The organism is Streptomyces sp. MUSC 14 (assembly GCF_001866675.1).
In the GTDB taxonomy this organism is placed as follows: domain Bacteria; phylum Actinomycetota; class Actinomycetes; order Streptomycetales; family Streptomycetaceae; genus Streptomyces.
The window spans coordinates 178379-205068 of the sequence record NZ_MLYN01000060.1; the positions used below are offsets into that span (position 1 = coordinate 178379).

General features: G+C 71.8%; 26 protein-coding genes and 2 tRNA genes. 10 read left to right on the forward strand and 18 right to left on the reverse strand.

The genetic code is table 11. The annotated features are described in order from the left end of the window. Positions 1 to 228: 228 nt before the first annotated feature. From def to BIV25_RS35015, 8 genes are all read right to left on the reverse strand, one after another. Positions 229 to 879, reverse strand: a complete 651-nt coding sequence (gene def, locus BIV25_RS34980) for a peptide deformylase (protein ID WP_071376529.1) — start codon at positions 877 to 879, stop codon at positions 229 to 231. Positions 880 to 952: 73 nt separating this feature from the next. Next, a complete protein-coding gene (locus BIV25_RS34985) occupies positions 953 to 1933 on the reverse strand; it encodes a hypothetical protein (protein WP_071376580.1) in 981 nt (326 codons plus the stop codon). A 100-nt stretch (positions 1934 to 2033) separates the two neighbouring features. Further along, positions 2034 to 3326, reverse strand: coding sequence for an HD-GYP domain-containing protein (locus BIV25_RS34990; protein ID WP_071376530.1), 1293 nt, complete (start codon positions 3324 to 3326; stop codon positions 2034 to 2036). After that, positions 3323 to 4618 carry an HD-GYP domain-containing protein gene (locus BIV25_RS34995; RefSeq protein WP_071376531.1) on the reverse strand — a complete coding sequence of 432 codons (1296 nt, stop codon included), beginning with the start codon at positions 4616 to 4618 and terminating at the stop codon, positions 3323 to 3325. Before BIV25_RS34995 ends, BIV25_RS34990 begins: the two co-directional genes overlap by 4 nt. Positions 4619 to 4725: 107 nt before the next feature. Beyond that, complete coding sequence (gene rsrA / locus BIV25_RS35000; RefSeq protein ID WP_071376532.1) at positions 4726 to 5028, reverse strand: mycothiol system anti-sigma-R factor; 303 nt, start codon at positions 5026 to 5028, stop codon at positions 4726 to 4728. Then, complete coding sequence (gene sigR / locus BIV25_RS35005; protein ID WP_071376533.1) at positions 5025 to 5720, reverse strand: RNA polymerase sigma factor SigR; 696 nt, start codon at positions 5718 to 5720, stop codon at positions 5025 to 5027. Before sigR ends, rsrA begins: the two co-directional genes overlap by 4 nt. A gap of 257 nt (positions 5721 to 5977) precedes the next feature. Next, a complete protein-coding gene (locus tag BIV25_RS35010) occupies positions 5978 to 6604 on the reverse strand; it encodes an alpha/beta family hydrolase (protein ID WP_107486479.1) in 627 nt (208 codons plus the stop codon). 1 nt (position 6605) lies between these two features. Beyond that, a complete protein-coding gene (locus tag BIV25_RS35015; RefSeq protein WP_071376535.1) occupies positions 6606 to 7421 on the reverse strand; it encodes an SOS response-associated peptidase in 816 nt (271 codons plus the stop codon). 105 nt (positions 7422 to 7526) lie between these two features. On the opposite strand from BIV25_RS35015, the gene BIV25_RS35020 reads away from it, so the two are divergent. The 4 genes from BIV25_RS35020 to BIV25_RS35035 all read left to right on the forward strand — a co-directional run bounded on the left by BIV25_RS35020 (position 7527) and on the right by BIV25_RS35035 (position 11024). Further along, entirely contained in the window at positions 7527 to 8249 is a 723-nt protein-coding gene (locus BIV25_RS35020; RefSeq protein WP_071376536.1) for a M50 family metallopeptidase, read from the forward strand. Between the two features lie 28 nt (positions 8250 to 8277). Next, the gene (gene aroA, locus BIV25_RS35025) at positions 8278 to 9594 is read left to right on the forward strand and encodes a 3-phosphoshikimate 1-carboxyvinyltransferase (RefSeq protein WP_071376537.1); all 1317 of its coding nucleotides are present in this window, start codon (positions 8278 to 8280) and stop codon (positions 9592 to 9594) included. Positions 9595 to 9605: 11 nt separating this feature from the next. Further along, positions 9606 to 10616 (forward strand): ribosome small subunit-dependent GTPase A, encoded by a 1011-nt coding sequence (gene rsgA, locus BIV25_RS35030; RefSeq protein WP_071376538.1) that lies wholly within the window; start codon positions 9606 to 9608, stop codon positions 10614 to 10616. A gap of 84 nt (positions 10617 to 10700) precedes the next feature. After that, positions 10701 to 11024 (forward strand): multidrug efflux SMR transporter, encoded by a 324-nt coding sequence (locus BIV25_RS35035; protein ID WP_071376539.1) that lies wholly within the window; start codon positions 10701 to 10703, stop codon positions 11022 to 11024. Here BIV25_RS35035 and BIV25_RS35040 read toward each other — a convergent pair. Then, positions 10990 to 11610 carry a TetR/AcrR family transcriptional regulator gene (locus BIV25_RS35040; protein WP_071376540.1) on the reverse strand — a complete coding sequence of 207 codons (621 nt, stop codon included), beginning with the start codon at positions 11608 to 11610 and terminating at the stop codon, positions 10990 to 10992. The genes BIV25_RS35035 and BIV25_RS35040 overlap by 35 nt on opposite strands. A 235-nt stretch (positions 11611 to 11845) precedes the next feature. Between BIV25_RS35040 and hisN the strand changes: the two genes are divergently transcribed. Both hisN and BIV25_RS35050 read left to right on the forward strand, forming a co-directional pair. After that, positions 11846 to 12646: a histidinol-phosphatase gene (gene hisN / locus BIV25_RS35045; RefSeq protein ID WP_071376541.1), complete on the forward strand. Its 801-nt coding sequence runs from the start codon at positions 11846 to 11848 to the stop codon at positions 12644 to 12646. A 140-nt stretch (positions 12647 to 12786) separates the two neighbouring features. After that, complete coding sequence (locus BIV25_RS35050; RefSeq protein ID WP_071376542.1) at positions 12787 to 13182, forward strand: cyclic nucleotide-binding/CBS domain-containing protein; 396 nt, start codon at positions 12787 to 12789, stop codon at positions 13180 to 13182. A gap of 95 nt (positions 13183 to 13277) precedes the next feature. Here BIV25_RS35050 and BIV25_RS35055 read toward each other — a convergent pair whose 3' ends face one another. Further along, positions 13278 to 14729, reverse strand: coding sequence for a catalase (locus BIV25_RS35055; RefSeq protein WP_071376581.1), 1452 nt, complete (start codon positions 14727 to 14729; stop codon positions 13278 to 13280). Positions 14730 to 14874: 145 nt separating this feature from the next. On the opposite strand from BIV25_RS35055, the gene BIV25_RS35060 reads away from it, so the two are divergent. After that, positions 14875 to 15291: a Fur family transcriptional regulator gene (locus tag BIV25_RS35060; RefSeq protein ID WP_031224898.1), complete on the forward strand. Its 417-nt coding sequence runs from the start codon at positions 14875 to 14877 to the stop codon at positions 15289 to 15291. 120 nt (positions 15292 to 15411) lie between these two features. On the opposite strand, the gene BIV25_RS35065 is transcribed toward BIV25_RS35060, so the two are convergent. From BIV25_RS35065 to BIV25_RS35080, 4 genes are all read right to left on the reverse strand, one after another. Beyond that, positions 15412 to 15485: transfer RNA gene (locus tag BIV25_RS35065), tRNA-Met, on the reverse strand. Positions 15486 to 15561: 76 nt separating this feature from the next. Further along, complete coding sequence (locus BIV25_RS35070) at positions 15562 to 17382, reverse strand: tetratricopeptide repeat protein (RefSeq protein ID WP_177235518.1); 1821 nt, start codon at positions 17380 to 17382, stop codon at positions 15562 to 15564. A 203-nt stretch (positions 17383 to 17585) separates the two neighbouring features. After that, positions 17586 to 17659 (reverse strand) — tRNA-Met (locus BIV25_RS35075). 41 nt (positions 17660 to 17700) lie between these two features. Beyond that, the gene (locus tag BIV25_RS35080) at positions 17701 to 20589 is read right to left on the reverse strand and encodes a UPF0182 family protein (protein WP_107486482.1); all 2889 of its coding nucleotides are present in this window, start codon (positions 20587 to 20589) and stop codon (positions 17701 to 17703) included. A gap of 167 nt (positions 20590 to 20756) precedes the next feature. On the opposite strand from BIV25_RS35080, the gene BIV25_RS35085 reads away from it, so the two are divergent. After that, complete coding sequence (locus BIV25_RS35085; RefSeq protein ID WP_071376582.1) at positions 20757 to 21302, forward strand: PPA1309 family protein; 546 nt, start codon at positions 20757 to 20759, stop codon at positions 21300 to 21302. 77 nt (positions 21303 to 21379) lie between these two features. Here the strand turns inward: BIV25_RS35085 and BIV25_RS35090 are convergent, their stop codons facing one another. From BIV25_RS35090 to BIV25_RS35100, 4 genes are all read right to left on the reverse strand, one after another. Then, on the reverse strand, positions 21380 to 22477 hold the full coding sequence (locus BIV25_RS35090; RefSeq protein ID WP_177235519.1) for a PDZ domain-containing protein: 1098 nt from the start codon (positions 22475 to 22477) through the stop codon (positions 21380 to 21382). A 51-nt stretch (positions 22478 to 22528) separates the two neighbouring features. Further along, complete coding sequence (locus tag BIV25_RS51555; RefSeq protein WP_177235520.1) at positions 22529 to 22702, reverse strand: hypothetical protein; 174 nt, start codon at positions 22700 to 22702, stop codon at positions 22529 to 22531. A 160-nt stretch (positions 22703 to 22862) separates the two neighbouring features. Further along, a complete protein-coding gene (locus BIV25_RS35095; protein WP_071376545.1) occupies positions 22863 to 23324 on the reverse strand; it encodes a molybdenum cofactor biosynthesis protein MoaE in 462 nt (153 codons plus the stop codon). A gap of 92 nt (positions 23325 to 23416) precedes the next feature. Further along, a complete protein-coding gene (locus BIV25_RS35100) occupies positions 23417 to 24538 on the reverse strand; it encodes an SDR family oxidoreductase (RefSeq protein ID WP_071376546.1) in 1122 nt (373 codons plus the stop codon). Between the two features lie 192 nt (positions 24539 to 24730). On the opposite strand from BIV25_RS35100, the gene BIV25_RS35105 reads away from it, so the two are divergent. Beyond that, complete coding sequence (locus BIV25_RS35105; protein ID WP_071376547.1) at positions 24731 to 26140, forward strand: zinc-dependent metalloprotease; 1410 nt, start codon at positions 24731 to 24733, stop codon at positions 26138 to 26140. Continuing rightward, complete coding sequence (locus tag BIV25_RS35110; RefSeq protein WP_071376548.1) at positions 26137 to 26652, forward strand: NUDIX hydrolase; 516 nt, start codon at positions 26137 to 26139, stop codon at positions 26650 to 26652. Before BIV25_RS35105 ends, BIV25_RS35110 begins: the two co-directional genes overlap by 4 nt. Positions 26653 to 26690 lie beyond the last annotated feature (38 nt).

Here is a 26690-nt window from a genome sequence, read left to right on the forward strand (position 1 = left end):
TTGCGTATCCCCGCAGTTCCCATTCAGCACCACAACTGACCGTCATGGGAACGGATTTGCTCCACTCACTACCCCAAGGTGCCGAGAATCCCCCCATGTATGACTGATTAGGGATCACGAGAGAGCCGGAAGCGATCGGTTGTGCGACGCACGGATGAGCGACGGAGCCCATGCGAAGGGCGCCCGGCCGGGAGTGGTCCCGACCGGGCGCCCGAGGCCCCGCGCCCGCTAGTCGTTGGCGACGACCGGGTAGCGTGGCTCGTTCTCGGCCATCTGCCGCATGACGTCCTTGCGCTCCCGCTTGGACAGCCGGTCGATGTAGAGGTAGCCGTAGAGGTGGTCGGTCTCGTGCTGCAAACACCGTGCGAAGTAGCCGGTGCCACGGACCTTGATCGCGTTGCCCGCGACGTCCTGGCCCGTCACCTCGGCGTAGTCCGGACGCGCGAGCGGCGCGTACGCACCCGGCACGGACAGGCAGCCCTCGTTGTTGTCGTCCAGCAGGCGCTTCTCGGCGGGCAGCTCGGCCAGCTTCGGGTTGCAGACCACGCCGACGTGCCGGTTGCCCTCGTCGTCCTGGCAGTCGTAGACGAAGACCTTCAGGTCGACACCGATCTGGTTGGCGGCCAGGCCCACGCCCTCGGCGGTGCGCTGGCTGGCGAACATGTCGGCGGCCAGCTGCGCCAGCTCCGCGCCGAACTCGGTGACGTCCCGGCACTCCTTGTGCAGCACCGGGTTGCCGACGACCGTGATCGGCCGCGAGGTGCCGCGCTCACGCCAGGCCTGCTCGCGCTCCTCGCAGTCCTCCGTGTCGACGATGTACCCCTCGTCGTCGACGGGGAGCACGCCCGCGTGCTGCTGATCGGTGTCCTGCTGCGCCATGACCGACGTATGCCTTCCTGCAAAACCTTCAAAAGAGTCGAGTACAGCCTAAAGGCGACAGCTCACCGGCCGCTCAGCAAACCTCTTCGAGGTCCCGCCAGTCCCGCGAGTCCGGGCTGTCCGCGACCCATCCGTCCAGCAGTCCGCGGACCAGCGAAGCCGGCGCGGCCACCCCGCACTCCCGCTCCGGCACCCACAGCTGCCCGTCCGTGCGGTGCCCCAGCGGGCCGGGGTGACCGGGCTCGCTGTGGTCGTGCGGATCCAGATGCTCGCCCTCGCCCTCGTCCGACGGCATCCGCGACTCCGAGCACATCCGGCACAGCAGCCGCACCGAGGAGGACCAGTCCTCCGCCGCGAACCCCGCGTCGGCGGCCAGCTGCTCCAGCGCGTCCCGGTCCGCCTCCGTGGCCGCCTCCAGCAGGACCACCCAGGTCGGCACGGGCGAGGGCGCCCACAGCTCGATCTCGTCGAAGACCGGGTAGGAGTGGCCGGCGGACGTCGTGCGCTCGCCGTGCGGGACGCCGTCGTGCAGCACGACCTCGCCCCAGCGTCGCCCGGACGAGGGAAGCGGGATGGAGAGGACCTCAAGGCGGGCCGGATCCAGCCGGCGGCCCCACACCACCTCGGCCTCGCCCTCCGGGGAGAGCCGTACGGCCGCGCTGCCCAGCTCCATGCCGACCGGCTCGCCGGCCACGGCGGCGCCGCCGGGCACCTTCAGCCCGTACGCCTGCCAGGCGCGGCGGGCCAGCGGCCAGTCCTGGAGGGCGGTCGCGGCGATGCCGACGTTCCACCAGTCGGGCGTGCCGGTCTCCCGGTCGAGCAGGGCGACGGCGCGCAGCCCGGCCGCGCGGGCCTGCTCCCAGTCGTGCCGGAACTTGTGCAGCAGGGCGAGGTTGAACCAGGACTCCGACAGCCAGGGCTCCAGGTCGGCGGCCCGTGTCAGCAGTTCGCCCGCATCCTCGTAGCGGCCGTCGCCGATGAGCGTGAACGCGCGGTCGGTGGCCTGCCGCCAGGAGGCGGAGGGCCGGTGCCGTCCCTTGCCGAAGATCCTCACGATTCCCGCCTGCCAGTTCCAGTTCCGCACAGTGGGCTGGCTTGTGCCCCCGGACACCCTCTCCCTCGCATCCAACCACGTGCGATGGGGAAGGCGCTCATTACCCATGGGTTACCCAGCCGCGCACGGAGTCAGACAGTGCCGTACGTCTCCCGTCGTCCCGCGCCGGAGCGGTCTCCCGCCAGCCGCGCGGCCGGGCCAGCACCCGGGCGAGGGACTCGACGACCTCGGGGGCGTAGTCCCCGGCGGCGGCGAGCCGCAGTTCCTCCAGCGCCCGCAGGGGACCCTCGGGGCCGGCGTCCCGGGACTTCTCCTCGTAGGCGTTCACGGCCCGGACGATCCGCGCCGCGAGGGGCTGGTCCCGGCAGGGGTCGGCCTGCCGCTCGACCACGACGGCGACCGCCGCGTCCACCCCGGTCTGCCGGACGACGGCCCCGCCGAGCAGCGCGATGCGCCGCTGCTCGGCGGGCGGCAGTCCGGCGGTGGCGCCGGCCGGGACCGGGTCGACGAGGCTGAGCTGCCCGATGTCGTGCATCAGGGCCGCGTACTCCAGAACGGTCAGTTCGCCCTCGGCCATCCCGAGGTCGCGGCCGACGGCGAGGCCGAGCGCGGCGACCCGGCGGGCGTGGCCCGCGGGGGTGCAGGCGGCGATCTCGGTGGCGCGGGCGAGGGAGGCGATGGTCTGCCGGTAGGTGGCCCGCACGGCGGCGTAGCGGCGGACGGAGAGCTGGGTGAGCAGCAGGGGCAGGCAGAACACGGGCAGTGCCCACAGTCCGACCACGGCGACCGCGAGTGCCATCACGGCGCCGGTGGCGCCCACGGCGGAGCCGATGCCGAGCAGCCCGCGCAGCTGCTCGCGCAGCAGCGGGCCGAACGGCCAGCGGGTGCGGGCGTGGGCGAGGGCGGCGGCGAGCACGGCGTCGCACAGGCCGGTCAGGCAGAGCAGGGCGATCAGCAGCAGGGCGTAGACGGGACCGGCCCAGGAGGCGAACAGGCCCTGGTCGTACAGGGGTTGGAAGCAGACGGCGGCGAAGCCGACGGTGAGGACGCGGCGGGCGAGATGGTCGAGGGTGGGGGTGCGGCCGCACCAGATGTGGGGGACGGCGCCGAGCACGGTCGCGACCAGGACGACGGTGACGACCTGGGCGGCGCGATGTGCGGTGGGCCGGCCGGCGTCGGCGCCGAGCAGGGCGTACGCCAGGGAGCCGGCGGCGGCGAGCGGCGCGACCTGGCGGGCCTGGGCGTCGCTCCACCGGTTCAGTTCACCGACGGCTATGAGCACCCCGAAGGCGAGCGCGATCCCCCGGTCCGTGAGGCCGGTGCCCAGGGTGACGGCGAGGGACCCCGCCGCGGTGAGGGCGGCCGCGCCGTGGATCAGCCGCAGGCCGGTCACCGGAGCGTCCCCCCGCCGGCCACCGCCCGCACCGGCGCGTGCGGCTCGTCGGCGGTGACCGCGGGATGCCAGCCGTGCCGGCGCAGGGCGCGGACCAGCGCGCCGACCATCCGGGGGTCGAACTGGGCGCCCGCGCAGCGCTCCAGCTCGACGAGGGCCGTCTCGACGGGCCGGGCCCGGCTGTAGGAGCGGGTGGAGGTCATCGCGTCGAAGGCGTCGGCGACGGCGACGACCCGGGCGGCCTCGGGGATCCGGTCGCCGGCCAGGCCGTAGGGGTAGCCGCTGCCGTCGAGGCGTTCGTGGTGGTGCAGGATCGCGGCACGGGCCTCGCCGAGAAAGGAGATCCCGCGGACCATCTCGTGTCCGTACTCGGGGTGCAGTTCGATGACGCGGCGTTCCTCCGGGGTCAGCGGGCCCTCCTTGCGCAGCAGGCGGGTGGGGACGCCGAGCTTGCCGACGTCGTGCAGGATGCCGGCGAAGCGCAGCACCTCGATGCGCTCGTCGTCCATGCCGAGTTCGCGGGCGATCAGTACGGAGGCCTGGCCGACGCGTTCGCTGTGGCCGCGGGTGTAGCCGTCCTTGATGTCGACGGCCTGCACGAGGGCGCGGATGGTGGCCTGGTGGGCGGCGCGTTCGCGGTGGTACTGGGCGAAGACCCACCAGGAGACGTACATCGGGAGCAGCACGAGCAGGGCGGCGACCGGGCCGTACGGGCTGCGCCACAGCACGGCCATCATCAGTCCGGCGAGCCCCTGCACCGCGACCGGTGCGAGGGAGCGCGACAGCAGCCCGCGCCAGGCGCGGCGCAGCGGCACACGCTCGGCGACCGCCAGGATGGCGCCGTCGAGGGCGGTGAGGATCAGGCAGAAGGCGAGGACGGCCGCACCGGCGGGCAGCAGCGCGTAGGGGAAGTCGGAGGTGACGACGGCGTCCCGGCCGCCGAGCGTCCAGTGCACCGTGGCGGCGCCCCATACGGCGAGCGCGGGCTGCGCGGCCCGCCACACCCGGCGCAGCAGGGCGGGCCGCTGCTCGACGGGGCAGAGCAGCGCGGCGGGCAGCGGCACGAGCGCGGCGGCCGGGGGCGGCAGCAGGAACGCGGCGGCGAGCAGGACGGGGTGGAAGGTGCCGCCGAAGCGGCGCCGTACGACGTACTCGCAGCCGGCGTAGAGCGCACAGAGCAGGGCGAGCGCCCACCAGGGCGTGCGTACCGTCGGCAGGGGCAGCAGGCAGGGCAGTACCAGCACGGCGACGGCGGCCACAAAGCCGCGTGCTCTCGCTGGAACCGCCTCCATCGCGCCCCTCCCCGACCACGCCTGCCCCAGGCTTGAGCCTAGGGCGGGAACCGGGGGCAGGGGGCTTATGACCTGAGGATTAGCACGTTCGGGTGATGGCCCGGCGGTCAGCTCTCCGGGCCGGCGGCGGTGACGTCGTGCTCCGGCACGGTGTGGCCGGAGCGGATCAGGTCGATCCGCCCCATGACCTTGGCCCGCAGGTCGGCGGGCACGTCGTCATGCCCGCAGCACCGCTTGACCAGCTTCTTCACGGCCTGCTCCAGGCCGTACTTCTCCAGGCACGGAGAGCATTCCTCGAAGTGGTGCTGGAACTTGTCGCGGTCGACGTCCGGCATCTCGCTGTCGAGGAACTCGTACAGATGGTCGAGGACCTCACTGCAGTCCGTCTCGTGCGGCTCTCCGCAGCTCATGAGCCCGAGCCTTTCGCTTCGTTCGACTCTCCGGCGCCCGCCGGGACGAGCCCGCGTTCACGGGCGTAGTCCTCCAGCATGCCGCGCAGCTGACGGCGGCCCCGGTGCAGCCGGGACATCACCGTACCGATGGGTGTCCCCATGATGTCCGCGATCTCCTTGTACGCAAAGCCCTCGACGTCCGCGAGATAGACGGCGATGCGGAACTCCTCGGGGATCGCCTGCAGCGCTTCCTTCACGTCCGAGTCGGGCAGGTGGTCGAGCGCCTGCGACTCGGCGGAGCGCAGACCCGTCGACATGTGCGACTCGGCGCGGGCCAGCTGCCAGTCCTCGATCTCCTCCGCCGCCGAGCGCTGCGGCTCGCGCTGCTTCTTGCGGTAGGAGTTGATGAACGTGTTGGTGAGGATCCGGTACAGCCACGCCTTGAGGTTGGTGCCCTCGCGGAACTGGTGGAAGGACGCGTACGCCTTGGCGTACGTCTCCTGCACCAGGTCCTCGGCGTCGGCCGGGTTGCGTGTCATGCGCAGCGCGGCCGAGTACATCTGGTCGAGGAATTCGAGCGCGTCCCGTTCGAAGCGCGCACTGCGCTGCGTGCTGGACTCGGAGGTCGTCTCCGCGCTCACGCCCCGGCCCTCGGGCTGCTCCGCCTGGCCGTTGTCGGTCCCTGCGTCGGTACCGGTGACCGGACCCACCTCCTCAAGATCCCGGGCGGGACCGAGTCCGGTCCCACTCGTTTCGGAGGATAGAACACGACCCGTGCCTGCCGCCGCTCGAATAGGGGTCGTCTTGGCCGCGTGCAGGACCGTCCAGTCCAGGTCAGTGCTGCTGCTGCGGGCCGGGCAGATGGTCGAACCCATGCGGCGGACTTCCTCTCCGTACGACGTCGGTGCCGAGGCCTCAGCACTTCTGTCCGCCACAACAGTGGCCCGTCACGAGTCATTCCCTGCCGTCACCCGAGTGACGCGGCCCACTCCACGACACCGCCGGTGACGATCTCCAGGGCCCGCTCCTGCGTGATGTCGGCGCGTTTGGGGACCGCGAACCCGTGATCGCCGTACGCCACCTCGACCAGCTCGTACGGCCCCTCCGGGAACTCCGCCGGCCGGCCGAAGGGGTCGTTGCCGCCCTGGACGACGAGCGTGGGCACCCCGGTGCCGAGCAGCTCCTGCGCACGGGACTTCTCGGGCCTGCCCGGCGGGTGCAGCGGAAAGCTCAGCGCGAGCACGGCGTGCGCGCCCAGCTCGCCCGCCGTACGGCAGGCGACCCGCGCCCCGGCGCTGCGCCCGCCGGAGATCACCGGGAGCTCCATCCCGGCGAGTGCGGGCCAGATGCCGCGCCACCCGGCGTCCAGCGTCCTCGGCGCGGGCGCGACCTTCTTGCCCGCGACCCGCCAGGGCTGCTCGACGAGGGCCACGGTCACCCCGTGCGCGGGCAGCACCCGGGCGAGCGCCTGGAGGTCGCGGGCCTCGATGCCCCCGCCGGCACCGTGGCTCGCGGCGAGGACGAGCCGGGGTCTGTTCGCCTTGTGCCAGGTGATGCGTGCGGTCCCGGCGTCGGTCTCGACAATCTCGATCACGCTAGAAGAGTGTGCCCTCTTCCGGCGCCTCAAGCTCCTTCAGCAGCTCCGGGCCGTTGTTGCGGACGTTGCTGACGGCCGTGGAGACCGGGTAGGCGCGCATCAGGCCGGGCGGGGGCGGGGCGAGCAGCTCGCGCAGGGCGTCGGGGTCGGTGCGGGCCGGGTCGAGCCAGGCGTCCCAGCGGTCCGGGGTGAGCATCAGCGGCATCCGGGGGTGGATCTCGGCGAGCGTGCCCGGGCCGTCCGCCGGTGCCACGGCCAGCGGGGTCCGCTCGGCCTCCGTGGTGATCACCGAGCAGGTCACCCACCAGGCCTGGGCGTGGTCGTCGGGCAGCGTGCGGTCGCGCCAGAACTCGTACAGCCCGGCCATCGCGAACACCGAGCCGTCGGCGGGCAGCACGAAGTACGGCTGCTTGCGCGGCCGCTTCTTCCGCCCCTCGACCTCCAGGTCGCGCTCGTCCTTCCCGGTGACCCACTCGTAGTAGCCGTCGGCGGGCAGGATGCAGCGCCGGGCGGCGAAGGCACGGCGGAAGGAGGGCTTCTCGTGCACGGTCTCCGCGCGCGCGTTGATCATCCGGGCGCCGCCCTCGGGCGTCTTGGCCCAGGACGGCACCAGTCCCCACCTCAGCCTGCGCAGCTGGCGAACCGGGCGCGGGGAGTCCGCGTCTTTCAGGGGACGGTCGAGGACGGCGTGGACCTCCTTGGTCGGAGCCACGTTGTAGTCCGGCTCCAGGGTCTCCTCTGCTTCCCACTTCTCGACCTCAAAGACTCCTGCGAGATCCTCGGGCCTACGACTCGACGCATACCGTCCGCACATACGTGCCACACTGCCAGGCCCACCCGTCACCCGACCACCACCCCTCAAGGACGGCGCTTCGCGCCGACTCCTCTCGATCACGACGACAGGGAGCCACTCGGACCTATGGACAGCCTCGCCGTCACCTCGCTGGCCGGTCTCTGGGACCGGCTCTCCGGGACCCAGTCCGACCCCGACGTGTGGGTGGTGATCGCCACGCTCGCCGCCGCGCTCGCCGTCGTCGTCCCGCACCCGGTGTGGCGCATATCGCGCAACGCGGTCACCATCGCGCACGAGGGCGGCCACGGCCTGGTCGCCCTGCTCACCGGCCGGCAGCTCACCGGCATCCGGCTGCACTCCGACACCAGCGGCCTCACGGTCAGCCGGGGCAAGCCGTACGGGCTGGGCATGATCCTCACGGCCGCGGCGGGGTACACGGCGCCCTCGCTGCTGGGCCTCGGCGGCGCCGCGCTGCTGGCGGCCGGCCGCATCACGCTGCTCCTGTGGCTGGCCACGGCCCTGCTGCTCGTGATGCTGGTGATGATCCGCAACGCGTACGGCGTGCTGACCGTGGTCCTGGCCGGCGGTGCCTTCGTGCTGGTGTCCTGGCTGACGGACGCCCAGGTGCAGGCCGCCTTCGCGTACGCGGTGGTGTGGTTCCTGCTGCTCGGCGGGGTCCGCCCGCCCTTCGAACTCCAGGCGAAACGGATGCGCGGCGGCGCCGGGGACTCGGACGCGGACCAGCTGTCCCGGCTGACGCACGTCCCGGCGGGGCTGTGGCTGTTCCTGTTCCACGCGGTGTCGCTGTGCTCGCTGCTCGGCGGCGGACGCTGGCTGCTGGAAGGTTGACCGCCGACCCTCCTTATAAAGTGGGCCCATGGCCCCGAACACCGCCCTTCCCGCACTCTGGCCCGCCCCGCACGCGAGCGGAGCCGTCGACGCGACGGTCCACGTGCCCGGGTCCAAGTCGGTCACCAACCGCGCCCTCGTCCTCGCCGCCCTCGCCTCCGAGCCCGGCTGGCTGCGCCGCCCGCTGCGCTCCCGCGACACCCTGCTGATGGCCGGCGCCCTGCGGGCCATGGGCGTGGAGATCGAGGAGGGGGTCGGCCCCGACGGCACCGGCGAGGCCTGGCGGGTGGTGCCGAGCGGCCTGCGCGGCCCGGCGACCGTCGACGTCGGCAACGCCGGCACGGTGATGCGTTTCCTGCCGCCGGTCGCCGCGCTGGCCGACGGCCCGATCCGGTTCGACGGCGACCCCCGCTCGTACGAGCGCCCCCTGAACGGCGTGATCGACGCGCTGCGTGTGCTCGGCGCCCGGATCGACGACGACGGCCGGGGCGCGCTGCCGCTGACCGTGCACGGCGGCGGGGCGCTGGACGGCGGTCCGGTGTCGATCGACGCGTCGTCCTCGTCCCAGTTCGTGTCGGCCCTGCTGCTCTCCGGCCCGCGCTTCAACCAGGGAGTCGAGGTCCGCCACACGGGGAGCACGCTCCCCTCCATGCCGCACATCCGGATGACCGTCGACATGCTGCGCGCGGTCGGCGCCCAGGTGGACACCCCGGAGTCCGGCGGCGAGCCGAACGTGTGGCGGGTGACGCCGGGCGCGCTGCTCGGCCGGGACCTGACGGTCGAGCCGGACCTGTCCAACGCCCAGCCGTTCCTCGCCGCGGCGCTGGTCACCGGCGGCACGGTGATGATCCCCGACTGGCCGGAGCGGACCACGCAGCCCGGCGACCGGCTGCGGGAGATCTTCACCGAGATGGGCGGTTCCTGTGAACTCACCGACTACGGGCTGGTGTTCACCGGTTCGGGTGCCATCCACGGCATCGACGTGGACCTCGGTGACGTCGGCGAGCTGACCCCCGGCATCGCCGCGGTGGCCGCCCTCGCCGACTCCCCCTCCACCCTGCGGGGCGTGGCCCATCTGCGGCTGCACGAGACGGACCGGCTGGCCGCGCTCACCAAGGAGATCAACGAACTCGGCGGTGACGTCACGGAGACGGCCGACGGTCTGCACATCCGCCCGCGCCCGCTGCACGGCGGCACCTTCCACACCTACGAGGACCACCGCATGGCGACCGCCGGCGCGATCCTCGGCCTCGCGGTCGAGGGCGTGCGGATCGAGAACGTGGCGACGACGGCCAAGACCCTGCCGGACTTCCCCGAGCTGTGGACCGGGATGCTCGGGCAGTAGGGACAGACGCCATGCGCCGCTACGGCAAGCACACCGACGAGGACGACATCCGCACCCGTCCCAACCGCAAGGGCAACCGGCCGCGGACCAACATCCGGCCCAAGCACGAGGACGCGGCCGGGGGCATGGTCCTCACCGTCGACCGGGGGCGGCTGACCTGTCTGGTCGAGGGCCGTCCGGTCATGGCGATGAAGGCCCGCGAACTGGGCCGCAAGGCCGCCGTGGTGGGCGACCGGGTCGCGCTGGTCGGTGACCTGTCCGGCAAGAAGGACACGCTGGCCCGGATCGTCCGCATCGAGGAGCGTGCCTCGGTGCTGCGCCGCACGGCCGACGACGACGACCCCTACGAGCGGGTGGTCGTCGCCAACGCCCACCAGCTGGCGATCGTCACGGCGCTCGCCGACCCGGAGCCCCGCCCCCGGCTGATCGACCGCTGTCTGGTGGCCGCGTTCGACGGCGGTCTGGAGCCGCTGCTGGTGATGACGAAGTCGGACCTGGCCCCGCCGGACAAGCTGCTGGAGCTGTACGGCGACCTCGACATCCCGTTCGTCGTCACGAGCCGCGAGGAGCTGGAGAACGGGGACGCGGCGGACCGGGTGCGCGCCCATCTGAACGGCCGGATCACCGCGTTCGTCGGCCACTCCGGCGTCGGCAAGACGACCCTCGTCAACGCGCTCGTCCCCGAGGACCGGCGGCGTACGACCGGACACGTCAACGCCGTGACGGGCCGCGGCCGGCACACCACGACCTCGGCGCTGGCGCTGCCGCTCGACGAGGACGAGGGGTGGGTCATCGACACTCCGGGCGTGCGCTCCTTCGGCCTCGCGCACATCAACCCTTCCCGCGTCATCCACGCCTTCCCGGACCTCGAAGGAGGCACGGAGGGCTGTCCGCGCGCCTGCAGCCACGACGAGCCGGACTGTGCGCTGGACGCCTGGGTCGAGGAGGGTCACGCGGATCCGGCACGGCTGTACTCGCTGCGCCGGCTGCTGGCCACGCGGGAGCGCCGGGAAGGCGACTGACCACCACGTTGTTTGGCCGGATGAGAGGCCGGTAAGTGCATACTCGCACCGAACCGGTGAGCCGGATCAACGGGAGGACAGCACATGGCGTGGCTGCTGGTGGTCGTGGCCGGGATGCTGGAGACCGGTTTCGCCGTGTGCCTGAAGCTCTCGCACGGATTCACCCGCCTGTGGCCCACGATCGCCTTCGCCAGCTTCGCGCTGGGCAGCTTCGGCCTGTTGACCCTCTCCCTGAAGAAGCTCGACGTCGGCCCCGCCTACGCCGTGTGGACGGGGATCGGCGCGGCGGGCACGGCGATCTACGGCATGGTCTTCCTCGGTGACCTCGTGTCCACGCTGAAGATCGTGTCGATCAGCCTCGTCATCATCGGGGTCATCGGGCTCCAGCTGTCGGGCTCGGCGCACTGACCACCGCGCGGACCAGTTCGGCGACGCCGCCCTCCCCCGGCGGGGCCGCGACGCAGGACAGGGCGAGACGGACGACCAGTTCGCAGGGGTGGGCCAGTTCGGCGGTGTCGACGGGGCCGGCGGCGGGTCCGGCCAGGGCGGTGGCCGCGCGGTCGCGCACGATCCGGACGAGGTCGTACGGCGTCGGCAGCGCGGCGTCCGCCCGGCGCTGTGCGGGCACCGTGGAGGAGGAGGGCACGGCGGCGAGCGGCGGGGTGGGCAGCCGCTCGCTCCAGCAGCCGGTGAGCATGGCGCGTACCAGCGCGTTCTCCCGCGCCGCGACGCTGGTCCACTCGGCGACGGCGGTGAGCCGCTCGTGGGGTGCGGCGGAGCCGGCGAGCGCCCGCTCGACACCGGCGAGGTAGCGGTCGGCCGCCCGCCGCACCAGGGCCCGGGCGAGGCCGTCCTTGCTGCCGAACTCGTTGTAGAGGGTCTGCCGGGACACCCCGGCCGTCGCGGCCACGTCGACCATCCGCACCGCGGACCACGGCCGGCGCGCGAGCGCCGTGAAAGCGGCGTCCAGCAAGGACTCCCGGGCAGCAGGCATCGTCGCCTCCCTGGGCCAGACCAGTTCTGCGCCCAGAGTTGACGCGGCCGCAGGCACTGTCAAGGGGGTGCGGGCGCGGACCATGCGCCGGGATCCGCGGAGGGGGCTCCTGGCGCCGCCCGGGTGGGGGCGAGCACGCCGTCCGGATGGAAACAACCGTGTCGACCGGGTGGGAACGGCGGGACCCGCCGCGCCCCGCTGGCCCCACCCCGATCCGTGCGGATACGGTTCCCCCATGCCGGACTACCTCGATGACCTGCGCCTCGCCCACGTTCTCGCGGACGCCGCCGACGCCGTCACCATGGACCGCTTCAAGGCTCTCGACCTGAAGGTGGAGACGAAGCCGGACATGACGCCGGTGAGCGAGGCGGACAAGGCGGCGGAGGAGCTCATCCGCGGCCAGCTCCAACGCGCCCGCCCCCGGGACGCGGTCCTCGGCGAGGAGTACGGGATCGAGGGCAGCGGGCCCCGCCGCTGGGTGATCGACCCGATCGACGGCACCAAGAACTACGTGCGCGGCGTCCCCGTCTGGGCCACCCTCATCTCCCTGATGGAGGCGGGCGAGGGCGGTTTCCACCCCGTCGTCGGCGTCGTCTCCGCCCCCGCTCTCAGCCGCCGCTGGTGGGCCGCGAGGGGCCACGGCGCCTTCACCGGCCGCAACCTCACCGCAGCCTCCCGCATCCACGTCTCCGGCGTCGGCAAGCTCGCGGACGCCTCCTTCGCGTACTCCTCCCTGTCCGGCTGGGAGGAGCAGCGCCGGCTCGGCGGCTTCCTGGAGCTCACCCGCCAGGTGTGGCGCACGCGCGCGTACGGCGATTTCTGGCCCTACATGATGGTCGCCGAGGGTGCCGTCGACATGTGCGCCGAGCCCGAGCTGTCCCTGTGGGACATGGCCGCCAACGCGATCATCGTCACTGAGGCGGGCGGCAGCTTCACGGGCCTCGACGGCCAGCCGGGCCCGCACAGCGGCAACGCGGCCGCGTCCAACGGCCTGCTCCACGACGAGCTGCTGGGGTACCTCAACCCGCGCGGCTGACGGCGAGGGAGAGCGCGCACGCCCTCAACTGACGTCGCGCGCCCCCTTGTTGACCCTCCCTTTACCTGGCACTCTGACTCCACCCTCATTTGTGAACTTGCGAATCCCTTCTCGTGGGATTCCTAGGAGGTGGAGCATCCATGCTCGTCCGAGATGCCATGAGCACGGTGATCCTCACCGTCGGCCCCGCCCACACCCTTCGCCAGGCGGCCACCCTGATGTCCGCCCGCCGCACCGGCGCCGCCGTGGTCCTCGACCCGGACTCCGGCGGCATCGGCGTCCTGACCGAACGTGACATCCTCAACTCCGTCGGCCTCGGCCAGAACCCGGACACCGAACGCACCCACGCCCACACCACCACAGACGTCGTCTTCGCCGCCCCCACCTGGTCGCTCCAGGAAGCCGCCGAGGCCATGACCCGCGGCGGCTTCCGGCACCTGATCGTCCTCGACGGGGGCGAGGTGGCCGGCATCGTCTCCGTCCGCGACATCATCCGCTGCTGGCTCCCGGCCCGCGCGCCCGCACCGGCACTCTGAGCACACGCAACGGGGCATGCGAAACGGGCCGGACCCCGAGCACCGTGGGGTCCGGCCCGTCCGGCGGCGAAGGCCGCGCCGCCGGCTCTGTGCCCTCAGCCGCGCAGCGCGCGCACCGCCGCCTCAAGCCGCTTGCCGAAGTCGGCGTCGGCCTGTGCGAAGTTACCGACCGCCCGCTCGGCGATGTCCTCGCGCGAGACCGGCGCGATCGCGGCCGCGAGGTTGGCCACCAGACGCTCCTTCTCCTCGTCCGGCATCAGCCGGTAGAGGTTGCCCGCCTGCACGAAGTCGTCGTCCTCGGCGTGCACCGGGGTCGGGTGGCTGCCGGTGGGGCCGTCGACGGAGGTGGGCTCCCACAGCGCACGGCCGGTCTGCCGCGGCCCGCCGAAGCTGTTCGGCTCGTAGTTCTTCGCCCCGCCGTGCCGGCCGTCGTAGAGGAAGCCGTCCCGGGAGTTGGTGCGCGCCTCGGTGGCGTGCGGGCGGTTCACCGGCAGGTGGTCGGCGTTGATGCCGACGCGGTAGCGGTGCGCGTCGCCGTACGCGAAGAGCCGGCCCTGGAGCATCTTGTCGGGCGAGGGGCCGATGCCCGGCACGAAGTGCGCGGGGCTGAAGATCGACTGCTCGACCTCGGCGAAGACGTTCCGCGGGTTGCGGTTCAGCTCCAGCCGGCCGATCTCGATGACCGGGTAGTCCGCGTGCGGCCACACCTTGGTCAGGTCGAACGGGTTGAAGCGGTACGTCGCCGCGTCCGCCGCCGGCATGATCTGCACGCCCACGGTCCAGCTCGGGAACTCCCCGCGCTCGATCGCCTCGCGCAGATCGCGCTGGTGGGAGTCGGGGTCCGTGCCCGCGAGCACCGCGGCCTCACCGGCGGTGAGGTTCCTGATCCCCTGGTCGGTCTTGAAGTGGTACTTGACCCAGAAGACCTCGCCCGTCTCGTTGCTCCACTGGTAGGTGTGCGAGCCGAATCCGTCCATGTGCCGGTACGACGCCGGGATGCCGCGGTCGCCGAACAGCCAGGTCACCTGGTGGGTCGCCTCGGGGCTGAGCCCCCAGAAGTCCCAGACGTTGTCGGCCTCCTGGCTGCCCGTGTACGGGTCGCGCTTCTGGGTGTGAATGAAGTCCGGGAACTTGATCGCGTCCCGGATGAAGAAGACCGGGGTGTTGTTGCCGACGAGGTCGTAGTTGCCCTCCTCGGTGTAGAACTTCAGCGCGAAGCCGCGCGGGTCACGGACGGCGTCCGCCGCGCCGAGGTTTCCGGCCACGGTCGAGAAGCGCAGGAAGGTCTCGGTCTCCTTGCCGACCTCGGAGAGGAAGGCGGCCCGCGTGTACGGCGTGACGTCCGCCGTGACCGTGAAGGTGCCGTACGCGCCCGCACCGCGCGCGTGCACGACGCGCTCGGGGATGCGCTCCCGGTTGAAGTGGGCGAGCTTCTCCAGCAGCAGCTGGTCCTGGACCAGGACCGGGCCGCCGATGCCGGCCGTCTCGCTGTTCTGGTTGTCGGCGACCGGGGCACCGGCCTCCGTGGTGAGCGGTCCCTGCGTCACGTGCGCCTCCTGCGTCATTCCTGACCAGTCCTGTCCTGTGGCCAAAATCGTTTTCGATCCTACATTAGACTAGATCTAAGTCAAATATTGTTCCAATCTCACACCTATTCCCGTCCTGGTCCCTCCTCCTGTTAGGCTGGTAGCCATGAGCGACCTTCTGGAACGGCTGCGTGGACGCGGATGGCGGATGACCGCGCAGCGACGCGTGGTGGCCGAGGTCCTGGACGGTGAGCACGTCCACCTGACGGCCGACGAGGTCCATGCGCGCGCCGTCGCGAAGCTCCCGGAGATCTCCCGGGCGACCGTCTACAACACCCTGGGCGAGCTGGTCTCGCTGGGCGAGGTGCTGGAAGTCGCGACGGACAAGCGCGCGAAGCGCTACGACCCGAACGCGCACCGCCCGCACCACCACCTGGTCTGCGCCCGCTGCGGCGCGATCCGCGACGTCCATCCGACGGGCAACCCGCTCGCCGACCTCCCCGACACGGAGCGCTTCGGCTTCACGGTGTCGGACGTCGAGGTGACGTACCGGGGGCTGTGCCCGGACTGCGCGGGCGCGTGAACGACGCGGGCGCGTGAACGAGGGGGCGCGAGCCCCCTCTTTTTTTGCTTCTGGCCTTCTTGACCCCTGAACGCACCGAGGGCCGGAATCCATCTCTGGATTCCGGCCCTCGGCCTTCAGTAGCGGGGACAGGATTTGAACCTGCGACCTCTGGGTTATGAGCCCAGCGAGCTACCGAGCTGCTCCACCCCGCGTCGGTGAACACGACATTACGTGAGGGAGGTCCGCAAAGGCAAATCCGTTTCCCCGGACGTGGCCGGGGTCACGTGTTCACGCCGAGAGCTCCTCGCGCAGCGCGTCCCGCAGCCGCCCCGCCCGCTCCGCGACCTCGGCCGGTCCCAGCGCCACGGCGCGGTCCGCCCAGCGCTGCCCCTCCGCCAGCTCTCCCCGACGCGCGTAGACGAGCGCCAGCCGGAGTGCCGCCCGGCCGTGCCCGGCGTCGGCGGCACGGGTCCACCACACCGCCGCCTCCGGCTCGCTGCCCTCCCGGGCCAGCAGCAGCCCCAGGTTGAAGGCGCCGTTGCGCGAGCCGGCCTCCGCCGCCTCGCGGTACCACCGCGCCGCCTCGACGACGTCGCCCCGCGCCGCGGCCAGCATGCCGACCCGCACCTGGGCACGCCGGTGCCCCTGCGTGGCCGCGCGCTCGTACCACTCCTCGCACTCGGTCTTCTCGTGCACGATCTCGCCCAGCTCGTGCGCCGGCTCCGGCGGCCGGCGCGCGTCCAGCAGCGTGGCCAGCCGGTACGCCGCCTCCGCGCTGCCGCCGCCCGCCGCGCACCGCAGATGCCGTTCGGCCTCCTGCTCGTCGCCCTCGCGCAGCCGGGCGATCCCGACCTGGAGCGCGGCCTCGGTGTGGCCGGCGGCAGCCGCCCGCTCGTACCAGCGCAGCGCCATCTCCGCGTCCGGTCCGGCGCCGCGCCCGGCGTAGAGGATGCCGAGGTTGAACGCGGCGTCCACGCTGCCGGCCTCGGCGGCCTTGGAGAACCACGGCTCGGCGCCGGTGGTGTCGCTGCCCTGGAGCAGCAGGATGGCGAGCGCGTTCGCGGCCTCCCGGTGCCCGGCGTAGGCGGCCCGGCGGTACCACTGCTCGGCCTGCGCGGTGCGCCCCTGCTCGGCGCAGAGCAGCCCGAGGTTGTACGCGCCGTTGTCGTCGCCCGCGTCGAGCGCCGCCCGGTACCAGCGCTCGGCGGTCTGGGTCTCGCCCCGCTCGGCGTGCAGCGCGCCGAGCGCGTTGGCCGCGTTGCCGTCGCCGTCCTGGGCGGCGCGCAGCCACCACACGGCCGCGCTCTCGGTGTCCCCGGCGTCGCGCAGCAGGAAGCCCAGCGCGCAGGCGGCCCGGGCCTCGCCGTCCTTGGCCGAGGTCAGGTACCAGCGCCCGGCCTCCTTCAGCTCGCCCCGCTTCTCCAGGATCGCCCCGAGGTGCAGCGCGGCCCGGCGATGACCGCGCGCGGCGGCCTGGCGGTACCACTGCTCGGCCTCCGTGACAGCGTTGTCGGGCCCGGCCCCCTCCTCCGGGCCCGAGGTGCGGTCGAGGGCGCGGGCCAGCCGGTACGCCGCCTCGCGGTGCCCGCGCTCGGCGGCGGCGCGCATCCAGTGTTCGGCGCCGACGTCCCCGCGGTGCTCCAGCAGGTCGGCGAGCGCGTAGGCGCCGAGGGCGTGGCCCTGCTCGGCGGACTGGCGCAGCCAGTACTCGGCGGCGGGCTCGTCCCCGCGCTCGCGGTGGTAGCGGCCGAGCGCGTGCGCGGCGGCGGCGGAGCCGGCCACGGCGGCGATACGCCACCAGCCGGCGGCGTCCTCGGGGTAGCCGCGCTGATGCAGCAGAACGCCGAGGTTGTTGGCGGCGGCGCGGTCGCCGGCCGCGGTGGCGGCCCGCAACTGGGGTTCGGCTCCGTCGAGGTCGCCGCGGCGCAGCAGCATGGCACCGAGGACGCTCGCGGCCTCGGCGTCGCCGCTCTGCGCGGCAAGGCCGAGGCGTACCTCCTCGGCGGCGTCCCCCATGTCGCTCACGTCGTCGCCGGTCGGCTCCTCACCGGGAGGCTGCACAAATCGCCCTGACTCGAACAGAGTTGCCTTGTCCCCCATAACGTCCATCGTCGCACCACCATCAACCCGGGTACACCCGGTATACCGCAGCCCGTGAGGTCACTTCAGCGTTTTGTCGACATGCCCACAGGACGACAAGTCAAACACACACCCCTCAACTCCCCACGGCGGCGCGGCCGTACCTCCTGCCCGTAATTGAGTTCGCACACCACGAAGGCCCGGATCCCTGGGGATCCGGGCCTTCGATGCAGTAGCGGGGACAGGATTTGAACCTGCGACCTCTGGGTTATGAGCCCAGCGAGCTACCGAGCTGCTCCACCCCGCGCCGTTGCCTGTCAATCGTACCACGACGCGGGATGGTGTTGATCAAGTCCCCTTCTTGCTCCCTGCGCCGGCCTCCGCCTCCTCGGCCCGCGTCAGCGCGGCCTTCAGGTCCTTCTGGGCCTTGGCGTACGCGGCCCAGTCCGGGCCGCCCGGCTTCTGGAGGGCCTGCTGGCCCGCGTCGAACGCCTTCTGGGCGTCGGCCAGGGCCTGTTGGACGGTCGGGTTCTTGGACGAGGGCGGATTGGCGGTGCCGGTGTCCGGTGGTGTGGTGGTCGAACCCGCCACGCCGAACACCTTGTTGAGCGCCTCGTCGAGAGTGTTCTCGAACGCCGTGTGGTTGTTGTAGCTGACCAGCACCTTGCCCAGCAGCGGGTACTTCAGCTTGCTGCCACCCAGGATGTAGACCGGTTCCGCGTACAGCAGTCCGCCGTCGAGCGGCACGGTGAGCAGGTTGCCGTACTCGACCTTGGAATGCCCGCGGGTGAGCAGGCTGATCGTCTCCGCGATGTCCTGCCGGGAGTTGAACAGGCTCTGCACCTGTTTGGGACCGTCGGCCGTCGTGCTGGTCGGCAGTTTCAGGATTCTGATCTTGCCGTAGTCGCTGGTGCCCGGGTCGGAGTCGACGGCCATGAACGCGCTGAGGTTGTCACGTCCGTTCGGCGTGAACGTCGTCGTCAGCGAGAACGACTGCTTGCTCTGGTCCGGCATCTTCATGCTCAGGTAGTACGGCGGCACCGCGCTGCCCGAGTCGTTGGTCGGGTCGTCGGGCACCTGCCAGACCTCGCTGCCGGTGAGGAACGTCTGCGCGTCCGTCACGTGGTAGCGGCTGAGCAGCTCGCGCTGGACCTTGAACAGGTCCTGCGGATACCGCAGATGGGACATCAGGTCCGGGGAGATCGCCGTCTTCGGCTGCACCGTGCCCGGGAAGGCCTTCATCCAGGTCTTCAGCACCGGGTCCTGGGTGTCCCACTGGTAGAGCTTGACCTCGCCGGTGTACGCGTCGACGGTCGCCTTCACCGAGTTGCGGATGTAGTTGACCTGGTTCTGCTGGGCCACCACCGCGCGGTTGTTGTTGGTCGCGGTCAGCGAGTCGGCCGTCGTGTCGCCGAGGGTCGTGCGCGAGGAGTACGGGTAGCCGTTCGACGTCGTGTAGGCGTCGACGATCCACTGGATACGGCCCTTCACGACCGCCGGGTAGGCGTCGCCGTCGATGGTCAGCCACGGGGCGACCGCCTCGACGCGGTCCTTGGGCGTACGGTTGTAGAGAATGCGCGAGCCCTTGCCGATGGCGCCCGAGTAGAGGATCTGCGGGTCGTTGAACGCCACCGCGTACGCGGCCCGGTTGAGCGGGTTGTCGAGGTTGACCCCGCTCTTGCCGGTGTAGCTGAAGGTCTTCTCGTCACCGTTGTCCGCCGAGTAGTCGACCTCCTTCTGCGGTCCGCCGACGATCGAGTACGTGGTGGTCTTCTCGCCGTAGTAGACGCGCTGTTCGTACGTCCCCAGGTCCCCCCTGGCCGGCAGGTCGGACTCGGTGAAGACCGGCTGGCCCTGGTCGTCGGCCTCGGTACCCTTGGCGGCGACCACGCCGTAGCCGTGCGTGTAGCGGAAGTGGTCGTTGATCCAGTTGTTCTTCGGGATGCCGTCCAGGTTCAGCTCGCGCAGGCCGAGGATCGTGTCCTGCTCCTTGCCGTCCTTGTCCTTGTACCGGTCGACGTCCAGGTTGGTCGGGAAGGCGTAGTAGTTCTTCATCTGCTGCGCCTGCTGGAACGTCGGCGAGACGATGTTCGGGTCCATGATCCGGATGCTCGCCGCGGCATCGGCGTCACTGCGCAGCTTGGCCTGGTCCGCGGCGTCGGACTTGCCGTCGTACTCGGTGACCTTGGCGTCGTCGATGCCGTACGCCTCGCGGGTCGCCTTGAGGTTCTTCTGGACGTACGGGGCTTCCTTGGCCTGTTCGTTGGGCTGGACCTGGAACTTCTGCACGATCGCGGGGTACAGCCCGCCGATCAGGATCGCCGACAGCACCATCAGGCCGAAGCCGATGACCGGGAGCTGCCAGGTGCGCCGCCACAGGGTCGCGAAGAACAGCAGCGCGCAGATGACCGCGATGCAGAACAGGATGGTCTTGGCCGGCAGATAGGCGTTGGCGTCGACGTAGCGCAGGCCGGTCCAGTTGCCCGTCGCCTTGAAGTCGCTGGACTTGACGGCCAGGCCGTACCGGTCGAGCCAGTAGGCGACCGCCTTGAGGGCGACGAAGAGGCCGAGCAGCACCGACAGATGGCCGGTCGCGGCGGCGGTGGCACGGGCACCCGGGCTGGTCAGGCGCAGCCCGCCGTACAGATAGTGGGTGAGCGCGGCGGCGATCAGGCTCAGGACGGCGGCGGCGAAGCCGAAGCCCAGCAGGAAGCGGTACCAGGGCAGGTCGAAGGCGTAGAAGGAGACGTCGAGGTGGAACTGCGGGTCCTTCTGGTGGAAGGGCACGCCGTTGACCCACATCAGCCAGAGCCGCCACTGGCCGGCCGCGGAGGCGCCCGCGATCAGCCCGACGAGCGCGGTGACGGCGAGCAGCAGCCACTTCTTGTACGGCGCGATGCCCATGCGGTAGCGGTCGAGGCTCTGCTGCTCCATGGACATGGCGCTCAGCGGGGGCCGCAGCCGGTGCGCGACCCAGATGTTGACCCCGACGGCCACAGCCATCAGCAGACCGAAGACGAAGAACAGCCCGATCTTGGTCCACAGCGTGGTCGTGAACACCGACGAGTAGTGCACCGACCGGTACCAGAGCCAGTCCGTCCAGAAGCCTGCGAACATGGTGAACGCCATGCCGAGGACGGCCAGGACGCCCAGTGTCATGAGCAGGGTCCGAATCCCCCGGGACGGGCGGCCCGCTCTGATCCGTGGCCCCGACGGGCCTCCGCCGCGGTCCGGCATCTGGAAAGCCAAGGTGCGCACCTCGAAGTCGCTGTCGATCCGTCAGGCAGGCCCTCGTGATCGCGGACCCGCCGTGGCCCCCCGTGATCGCGGACCCACACCTATGCAACTTACTCAGCGTTTGGTCGGTTCCCGATTCCGGCCATGAACGAGGCAGGATTGTGACCATGTCCAACACTCCCATGGCAGCGAGCCCGCTCACCCGGGCCGTACTCGAGATCGACGAGTACGTCTCCGGCCTCGGCTGGGACCAGCCCGCTCGCCTCTTCGCCCTTGTCGACACCGCACGGCTGCGGGCTCAGGAACCCTCGCTCGCGGCCCAGCTGGGCCTCGACGCGGACGAGTCCGAGACCGCCGGTCTCACCCCCATCGAGCAGGACGAGCTCCCGTCCGGCAAGCCGCTCGACGACTTCCTCGGCACCATCGCCTGGCCCGACGCGGTCGTCGGCTGCGCGCTGACGGTGGAGCGCCTGATGCTGCCGCCGTCCGCCGAGGCGCAGGTCCCGCAGAACCTGAGCGAGGCCAAGCTGGCCAAGTGGGTCGCGCAGCACCCTGAGCGCCAGGAGGTCCGCATGACGGTCGCGGTGCTGCGCGACGGCGCCCGCGACTCGGCGATCCGGCTGCGCGAGAAGGACTCCCCGACGGAGGTCCTCACCGGCCCGGAGCTGGTGCCCGGCCTGGCGGAGGCCCTGAAGGCCACGTTCGAGGACTGAGCTCTTCCCGGTTCTTCCCCGCACGGCGCTGGGGGCGCCCCGCCGCGCGGGGCGCCCCCAGCCGTGTCACGTCCCGGTCAGCCCTTGGCGGTGCACGTGGGCAGCGCGGCGGTGTTCCCGCTGCGGATGTCCTTCAGCGCGCCGAGCGCGTCACCGATGGTCTTCACCTTGACCAGGGTGAGCCCGCTCGGGGTGTCCTTGGCGGCGGCCGCGCAGTTGTCGGCGGGCGTCAGGAAGTACTGGGCGCCCTTGTCGCGGGCGCCGATGGTCTTCATCTCGATGCCGCCGATCGGGCCGACCGTGCCGTTGTCGTCGATCGTGCCGGTGCCGGCGACGAACTTGCCGCCCGTGAGGTCGCCCGGGGTGAGCTTGTCGTAGATCCCGAGGGCGAACATCAGACCGGCGCTGGGGCCGCCGACGTCGGCGAGCTTGATGTCGATGGTGAACGGGAAGGTGTGGTCGGTCCCGGCGGAGATGCCGACGACGGCGCGCTTCGGCCCGCTGTCGTCGGACGCCTTCGTGGTGAGGGTGACGTCCTGGGTCGCGGTCGCCGTCCGGTGCGCCTTCTCCGCGGCGGCCTGCTCCTTGGCCGGGATGACGGTGAAGACGACGTTCTGCCCGGCCTTGTGCTTGGTGACGAGCGTGGCGACGTCGGACGGCTGCTTGACCGCCGTGCCGTCGACGGCCTTGATCACGTCTCCGGCGTGCAGCCTGCCCTCGGCCGGGGAGTCCTTGACGACGGTGGCGACGATCACCCAGGACTTCACCGGGATGCCCAGCTCCTTCAGGGCGGCGACCTTGGCGCTCTCCTGGGACTGGCTGAACTCCTCGGCGTTCTGCTGCGAGGACTGCTCCTCCGTCGTGCCGGCCGGGTAGAGCGTGTCGTGCGGGACGACCTTGGTGTCGGGGTCGAGCCAGCCGTAGACCGCCTCCACCAGGTTCATCCGGAAGTCCGCGCTGGTGACCCGGACCGTGGTCATGTTCAGGTGGCCGCCGGCCTGGTACGTCTTGTGCCCGGTGATCTGCAGCACCGGCTCGCCGTCGTGGTTCCCCAGCGTGTTCACGGTCGGGCCGGGAGACATCTCCGCGTACGGCACGGGGATGAGCACTCCCGCGCACAGGAGCGCGATCAGCATCAGGGTGGAGGCGAGCATCGTCGCGGTGCGGCGTGGCATGGCACGACAGTACGTGACGCCTCTGTCAGCGGCCCGTCAGGGCCACCCTCCTCAGGCCCCGCCCGCGCCGGGGTGGGACTTCTCCATGGCCGCGCGGAACCGTGCGTATCCGTCCAGCTCGGGCCCGTCACCGCGGACCTTGCGGGTCCGGTTGGCCCAGCTGCCCCAGAGCCCGCCGCCGATCGCGGCCAGAAGCGGAATCAGCAGCCAGACAAGCGCCCCCATGCCGACCTCCCAACGCGATGTGCGTCCGCAACTGACTGATCAGCAGATTAACCATCCGCACCGACAACGCTCACGCCAGGGGGGCGGTTACGCAACCGGAGGGACAGAAGTGCTCCAGGTGACGGACAGCGACGGGAGCCTCAGCGGGTCCAGCCGGTCCTCAGCAGGCCCCCACCCACTCCTCGGTGCCGTCCGAGAACTTCTGGTGCTTCCAGATCGGCACCTCGTGCTTGAGGTCGTCGATCAGCTTGCGGCAGGCCTCGAAGGCCTCCGCGCGGTGCGGACAGGAGACTCCGACGACCACGGCGAGATCCCCGACGCGCAGGTCCCCGACCCTGTGCACGGCGGCCAGCGCCCGCACCGGGTACTCCGCGACGACCTTCTCGGCGATCCGCCGCATCTCGGCCTCGGCGCTGGGATGGCACGAGTACCCGAGCGCGTCCACGTCGGCGCCCCCGTCGTGGTTGCGCACGGTCCCCACGAACAGCACGAGGCCCCCGGCCGCGTCGTCCCCGACGGCCCGGAACACCTCGTCCACGGAGAGCGCGGTCTCCCGGACGCCGATCAGCTTGATGGGATCCTGCGCCGCCTGCTCACCGGGGTGCTCGTTCGCGTGTGCCATGCACCCCATGGTGCCGCACGCCCGTGACGACGAGGTATACGAGATTCACCAGGCACACACGCGTGTGCCTTTGGATTGTTCTACAGGCCTCGCTAGACGCGCCGCCGGGCCTTGCGGGCCCGCCGTACGACGGCGGCGGCGCCCAGCAGCGCGACCGTCGCCCCGGCGGCACCCGCGGCCGTGGCGTCCTTGCGGCCGAGCCGGCGCCCGGCCACGGTGTGCCGCCCGGCGGCCTCTTCCAGCAGCTCCGCGAGGACGTCCTCGTTGGTCCACTCCGGCCGCCACCCGGCGTCGTGCAGCCGGCTCCCGCTGACCACCCAGGGGTACATCGTGTACGCGAGGTCTCCGGCCGGGGACGGCGTGAGCCCGATCCGGTGCAGCCGGGCCGCGGCACCGAGCGCGACCGCCGACGGCAGTTCCATCCGCCGGATCCCGCTCAGCTCCTCGACCTCCTCCTGCTCCAGCCAGCCGTCGCAGCCGACGGCCAGTTCCCCGTCGACCTTCTCCAGGACGGCGTACTCCAGCGCGCTGCACAGGTCCTCGACGTGGCAGAACTGCCACGCGGGCCGCGATCCGGCGACGACGAGCAGCCGCGGCGACTCGAAGTACCGGGTCAGCGCCGTGTCCGTCCCCCCGACCAGCACGGCGGGCCGTACGACGGTGACGTTGAGCCCCGGGTGCGCGCGGGGCGCGCGCCGGGCCAGCCGCTCGATCTCCAGCAGGTCGCCGACCCCGGTGGCCTCGGCGGTCGCGCGCAGCTCGGCGTCCTCCGACAGGGGCAGCTCGTTGTCCGGCAGGGCGCCGTAGACCATGGCCGAGGTGCACAGCACCACCCGGTGCACGCCGGCGGCGGCCGCGGCCGTGAGGACGGTCTGTGTCCCCCGGACGTTGTAAGCCGTGCGCGCCGCCGGATCCGTCTCCAGATCGAGGTCGAGCGCGAGGTGGACGACGACGTCGGCGCCGCGCAGCTTGTCGGCGATGGCGGGATCGCGGACGTCGAGGATGTGCCACTCGGCGTCGGCGCACTCCCCGCGCCGCTCGTCGATGGCCACGACCTGTCTGATCTCCCCGGAGGCGGCCAGTCGCTCGGTGAGCAGGGCGCCGACCCCGCCGGCGGCACCGGTGACCGCGACGACGGGCCCGCGCACGGCGGCGGCCGCGGACCGGGTTGACGGGTTTCGCGCTGCGCGAACCTGCGGATCTGGGGAACTCACCGGGCGTCTCCAGCGGTTGTCTTCAATACGAGCGCGAGTGACGCGTGCGTACCAGGTGTATCCATCCTGCCGCAGGCCTTCCGTGGGCGAAGCACCGAGGCCCGATCGGGTCCGGGTGTCTACGCTTGGTGGTGTTGTCGGGCAGCCGCGCCACCGGAGACAGACCGGTGGCCTTACCAGCCGAGGAATCCCGTGAGTGACACCCCATTCGGTTTCGGCCTTCCGCCGGAGGAGCCGGAGGACGGCGACGAGGGCAAGAAGAAGGACCAGCAGAGCGGTGGTGGGCAGGGACCGGCCAACCCGTTCGGCTTCGGCGGCCTGCCCGGAGCCGGAGGCTTGGGCGGCCCCGGCGCCGACAATCCGCTCGCAGCGATGTTCGGTTCCCTGAACCCCACCGACCTGGGCGCCGCGTTCCAGCAGCTGGGCCAGATGCTCTCCTACGAGGGCGGCCCGGTGAACTGGGACATGGCCAAACAGATCGCCCGCCAGACGGTCGCCCAGGGCACCCCGGACGGCACCAAGGACGCCAGCGTCGGCGAGGCCGAGCGCAAGGCCGTCGAGGAGGCCGTGCGCCTGGCAGACCTGTGGCTGGACGACGCGACGTCCCTGCCGTCGGGCTCCGCCGCGGCGGTGGCCTGGTCCCGCGCGGAGTGGGTCGAGGCGACACTGCCCGCGTGGCAGGAGCTGGTCGACCCGGTCGCCGAGCGGGTCGGCGCGGCGATGGGCGACGTCCTGCCGGAGGAGATGCAGGCCATGGCGGGCCCGCTGATCGGCATGATGCGCTCGATGGGCGGCGCCATGTTCGGCACGCAGATCGGGCAGGCCGTCGGTGTGCTCGCGGGCGAGGTCGTCGGCTCGACCGACATCGGCCTGCCGCTCGGCCCGGCCGGCAAGGCCGCGCTGCTCCCGGCCAACGTGGAGGCCTTCGGCAAGGACCTCGGCGTGCCGCAGGAGGAGGTGCGGCTGTACCTGGCCCTGCGCGAGGCGGCCCACCAGCGCCTGTTCTCGCACGTGCCGTGGCTGCGCTCGCACCTGTTCGGCGCGGTCGACGGCTACGCGCGCGGGATCAAGGTCGACACGGCCAAGCTGGAGGACGTGGTCGGCCAGTTCGACCCGCAGAACCCCGAGCAGCTGCAGGACGCGCTCCAGCAGGGCATGTTCCAGCCGGAGGACACGCCCGAGCAGAAGGCCGCCCTGGCCCGTCTGGAGACGGCTCTGGCGCTCGTGGAGGGCTGGGTGGACGCGGTGGTCCACGCGGCCGCGAAGCCGCGTCTGTCGTCCGCCGACGCCCTGCGCGAGACCCTGCGCCGGCGCCGCGCGACCGGCGGCCCCGCGGAGCAGACGTTCGCCACGCTGATCGGCCTGGAGCTGCGCCCGCGCCGGCTGCGCGACGCGTCCCGCCTGTGGGCCTCGCTCACGGACGCGCGCGGGGTCGACGGCCGCGACGGCCTGTGGGCCCATCCGGACATGCTGCCGACGGCGAGCGACCTGGACGACCCGGACGGCTTCGTGCACCGCGAGCAGCTGGACTTCTCCGAGCTGGACAAGATGCTCGGCGAGGCCGCGGACGGCTCCGCCGGAGAAGGCGACGACAAAGAGTGACCCTGCACAGTGATGCCGTCCGGGTACTGGAGCGCTACGGGGACCAGCAGGGCCTGCGCGGCGTCTACCTGGACCATCTGCGGGAGCATCCCGACGGGATGTGGAAGGACTGCGCGGACGGGCACGTCACGGCGAGCGCCCTGGTGATCGATCCGGAGGGTGAGCGGGTCCTGCTCACCCTCCACCGCAAGCTCCGCATGTGGCTCCAGATGGGCGGCCACTGCGAGCGGACCGACCCCACTCTCGCCACGGCAGCCCTGCGGGAGGCCACGGAGGAGTCGGGTATCCCGGGTCTGCGCATGCTGCGGGACGAGCCGGTGCGCCTCGACCGCCACCACACGCCCTGCGCCTGGCACCTGGACGTCCAGTACGCCGCCGTGGCGCCGCGCGGGGCCGTCGAGGCGATCAGCGACGAGTCCCTGGACCTGCGCTGGTTCGCCTACCACGAGGTCGCCGACGTGGCGGACGAGTCGGTGGTACGGCTGCTGGAAGCGACCCGCGCGCGGCTGTGAACCCGAGGCATGCGTAAGGGGCGTCCGCCGGGTCGGGC

Coding starts and splice junctions, on each gene's coding strand:
- BIV25_RS51555 (WP_177235520.1), bottom strand. CDS start 22,702: ATGGGGGCGCTTGTCTGGCTGCTGATTCCGCTTCTGGCCGCGATCGGC.
- def (WP_071376529.1), bottom strand. CDS start 879: ATGGCGCAGCAGGACACCGATCAGCAGCACGCGGGCGTGCTCCCCGTC.
- BIV25_RS35015 (WP_071376535.1), bottom strand. CDS start 7,421: ATGTGCGGACGGTATGCGTCGAGTCGTAGGCCCGAGGATCTCGCAGGA.
- BIV25_RS35095 (WP_071376545.1), bottom strand. CDS start 23,324: ATGGCACACGCGAACGAGCACCCCGGTGAGCAGGCGGCGCAGGATCCC.
- BIV25_RS35070 (WP_177235518.1), bottom strand. CDS start 17,382: ATGGACGTTATGGGGGACAAGGCAACTCTGTTCGAGTCAGGGCGATTT.
- rsgA (WP_071376538.1), top strand. CDS start 9,606: ATGCGCCGCTACGGCAAGCACACCGACGAGGACGACATCCGCACCCGT.
- BIV25_RS35060 (WP_031224898.1), top strand. CDS start 14,875: ATGAGCGACCTTCTGGAACGGCTGCGTGGACGCGGATGGCGGATGACC.
- BIV25_RS35020 (WP_071376536.1), top strand. CDS start 7,527: ATGGACAGCCTCGCCGTCACCTCGCTGGCCGGTCTCTGGGACCGGCTC.
- rsrA (WP_071376532.1), bottom strand. CDS start 5,028: ATGAGCTGCGGAGAGCCGCACGAGACGGACTGCAGTGAGGTCCTCGAC.
- BIV25_RS35040 (WP_071376540.1), bottom strand. CDS start 11,610: ATGCCTGCTGCCCGGGAGTCCTTGCTGGACGCCGCTTTCACGGCGCTC.
- BIV25_RS35035 (WP_071376539.1), top strand. CDS start 10,701: ATGGCGTGGCTGCTGGTGGTCGTGGCCGGGATGCTGGAGACCGGTTTC.
- hisN (WP_071376541.1), top strand. CDS start 11,846: ATGCCGGACTACCTCGATGACCTGCGCCTCGCCCACGTTCTCGCGGAC.
- BIV25_RS34995 (WP_071376531.1), bottom strand. CDS start 4,618: ATGGAGGCGGTTCCAGCGAGAGCACGCGGCTTTGTGGCCGCCGTCGCC.
- BIV25_RS35085 (WP_071376582.1), top strand. CDS start 20,757: ATGTCCAACACTCCCATGGCAGCGAGCCCGCTCACCCGGGCCGTACTC.
- BIV25_RS35080 (WP_107486482.1), bottom strand. CDS start 20,589: ATGCCGGACCGCGGCGGAGGCCCGTCGGGGCCACGGATCAGAGCGGGC.
- aroA (WP_071376537.1), top strand. CDS start 8,278: ATGGCCCCGAACACCGCCCTTCCCGCACTCTGGCCCGCCCCGCACGCG.
- BIV25_RS35090 (WP_177235519.1), bottom strand. CDS start 22,477: ATGCCACGCCGCACCGCGACGATGCTCGCCTCCACCCTGATGCTGATC.
- BIV25_RS35050 (WP_071376542.1), top strand. CDS start 12,787: ATGCTCGTCCGAGATGCCATGAGCACGGTGATCCTCACCGTCGGCCCC.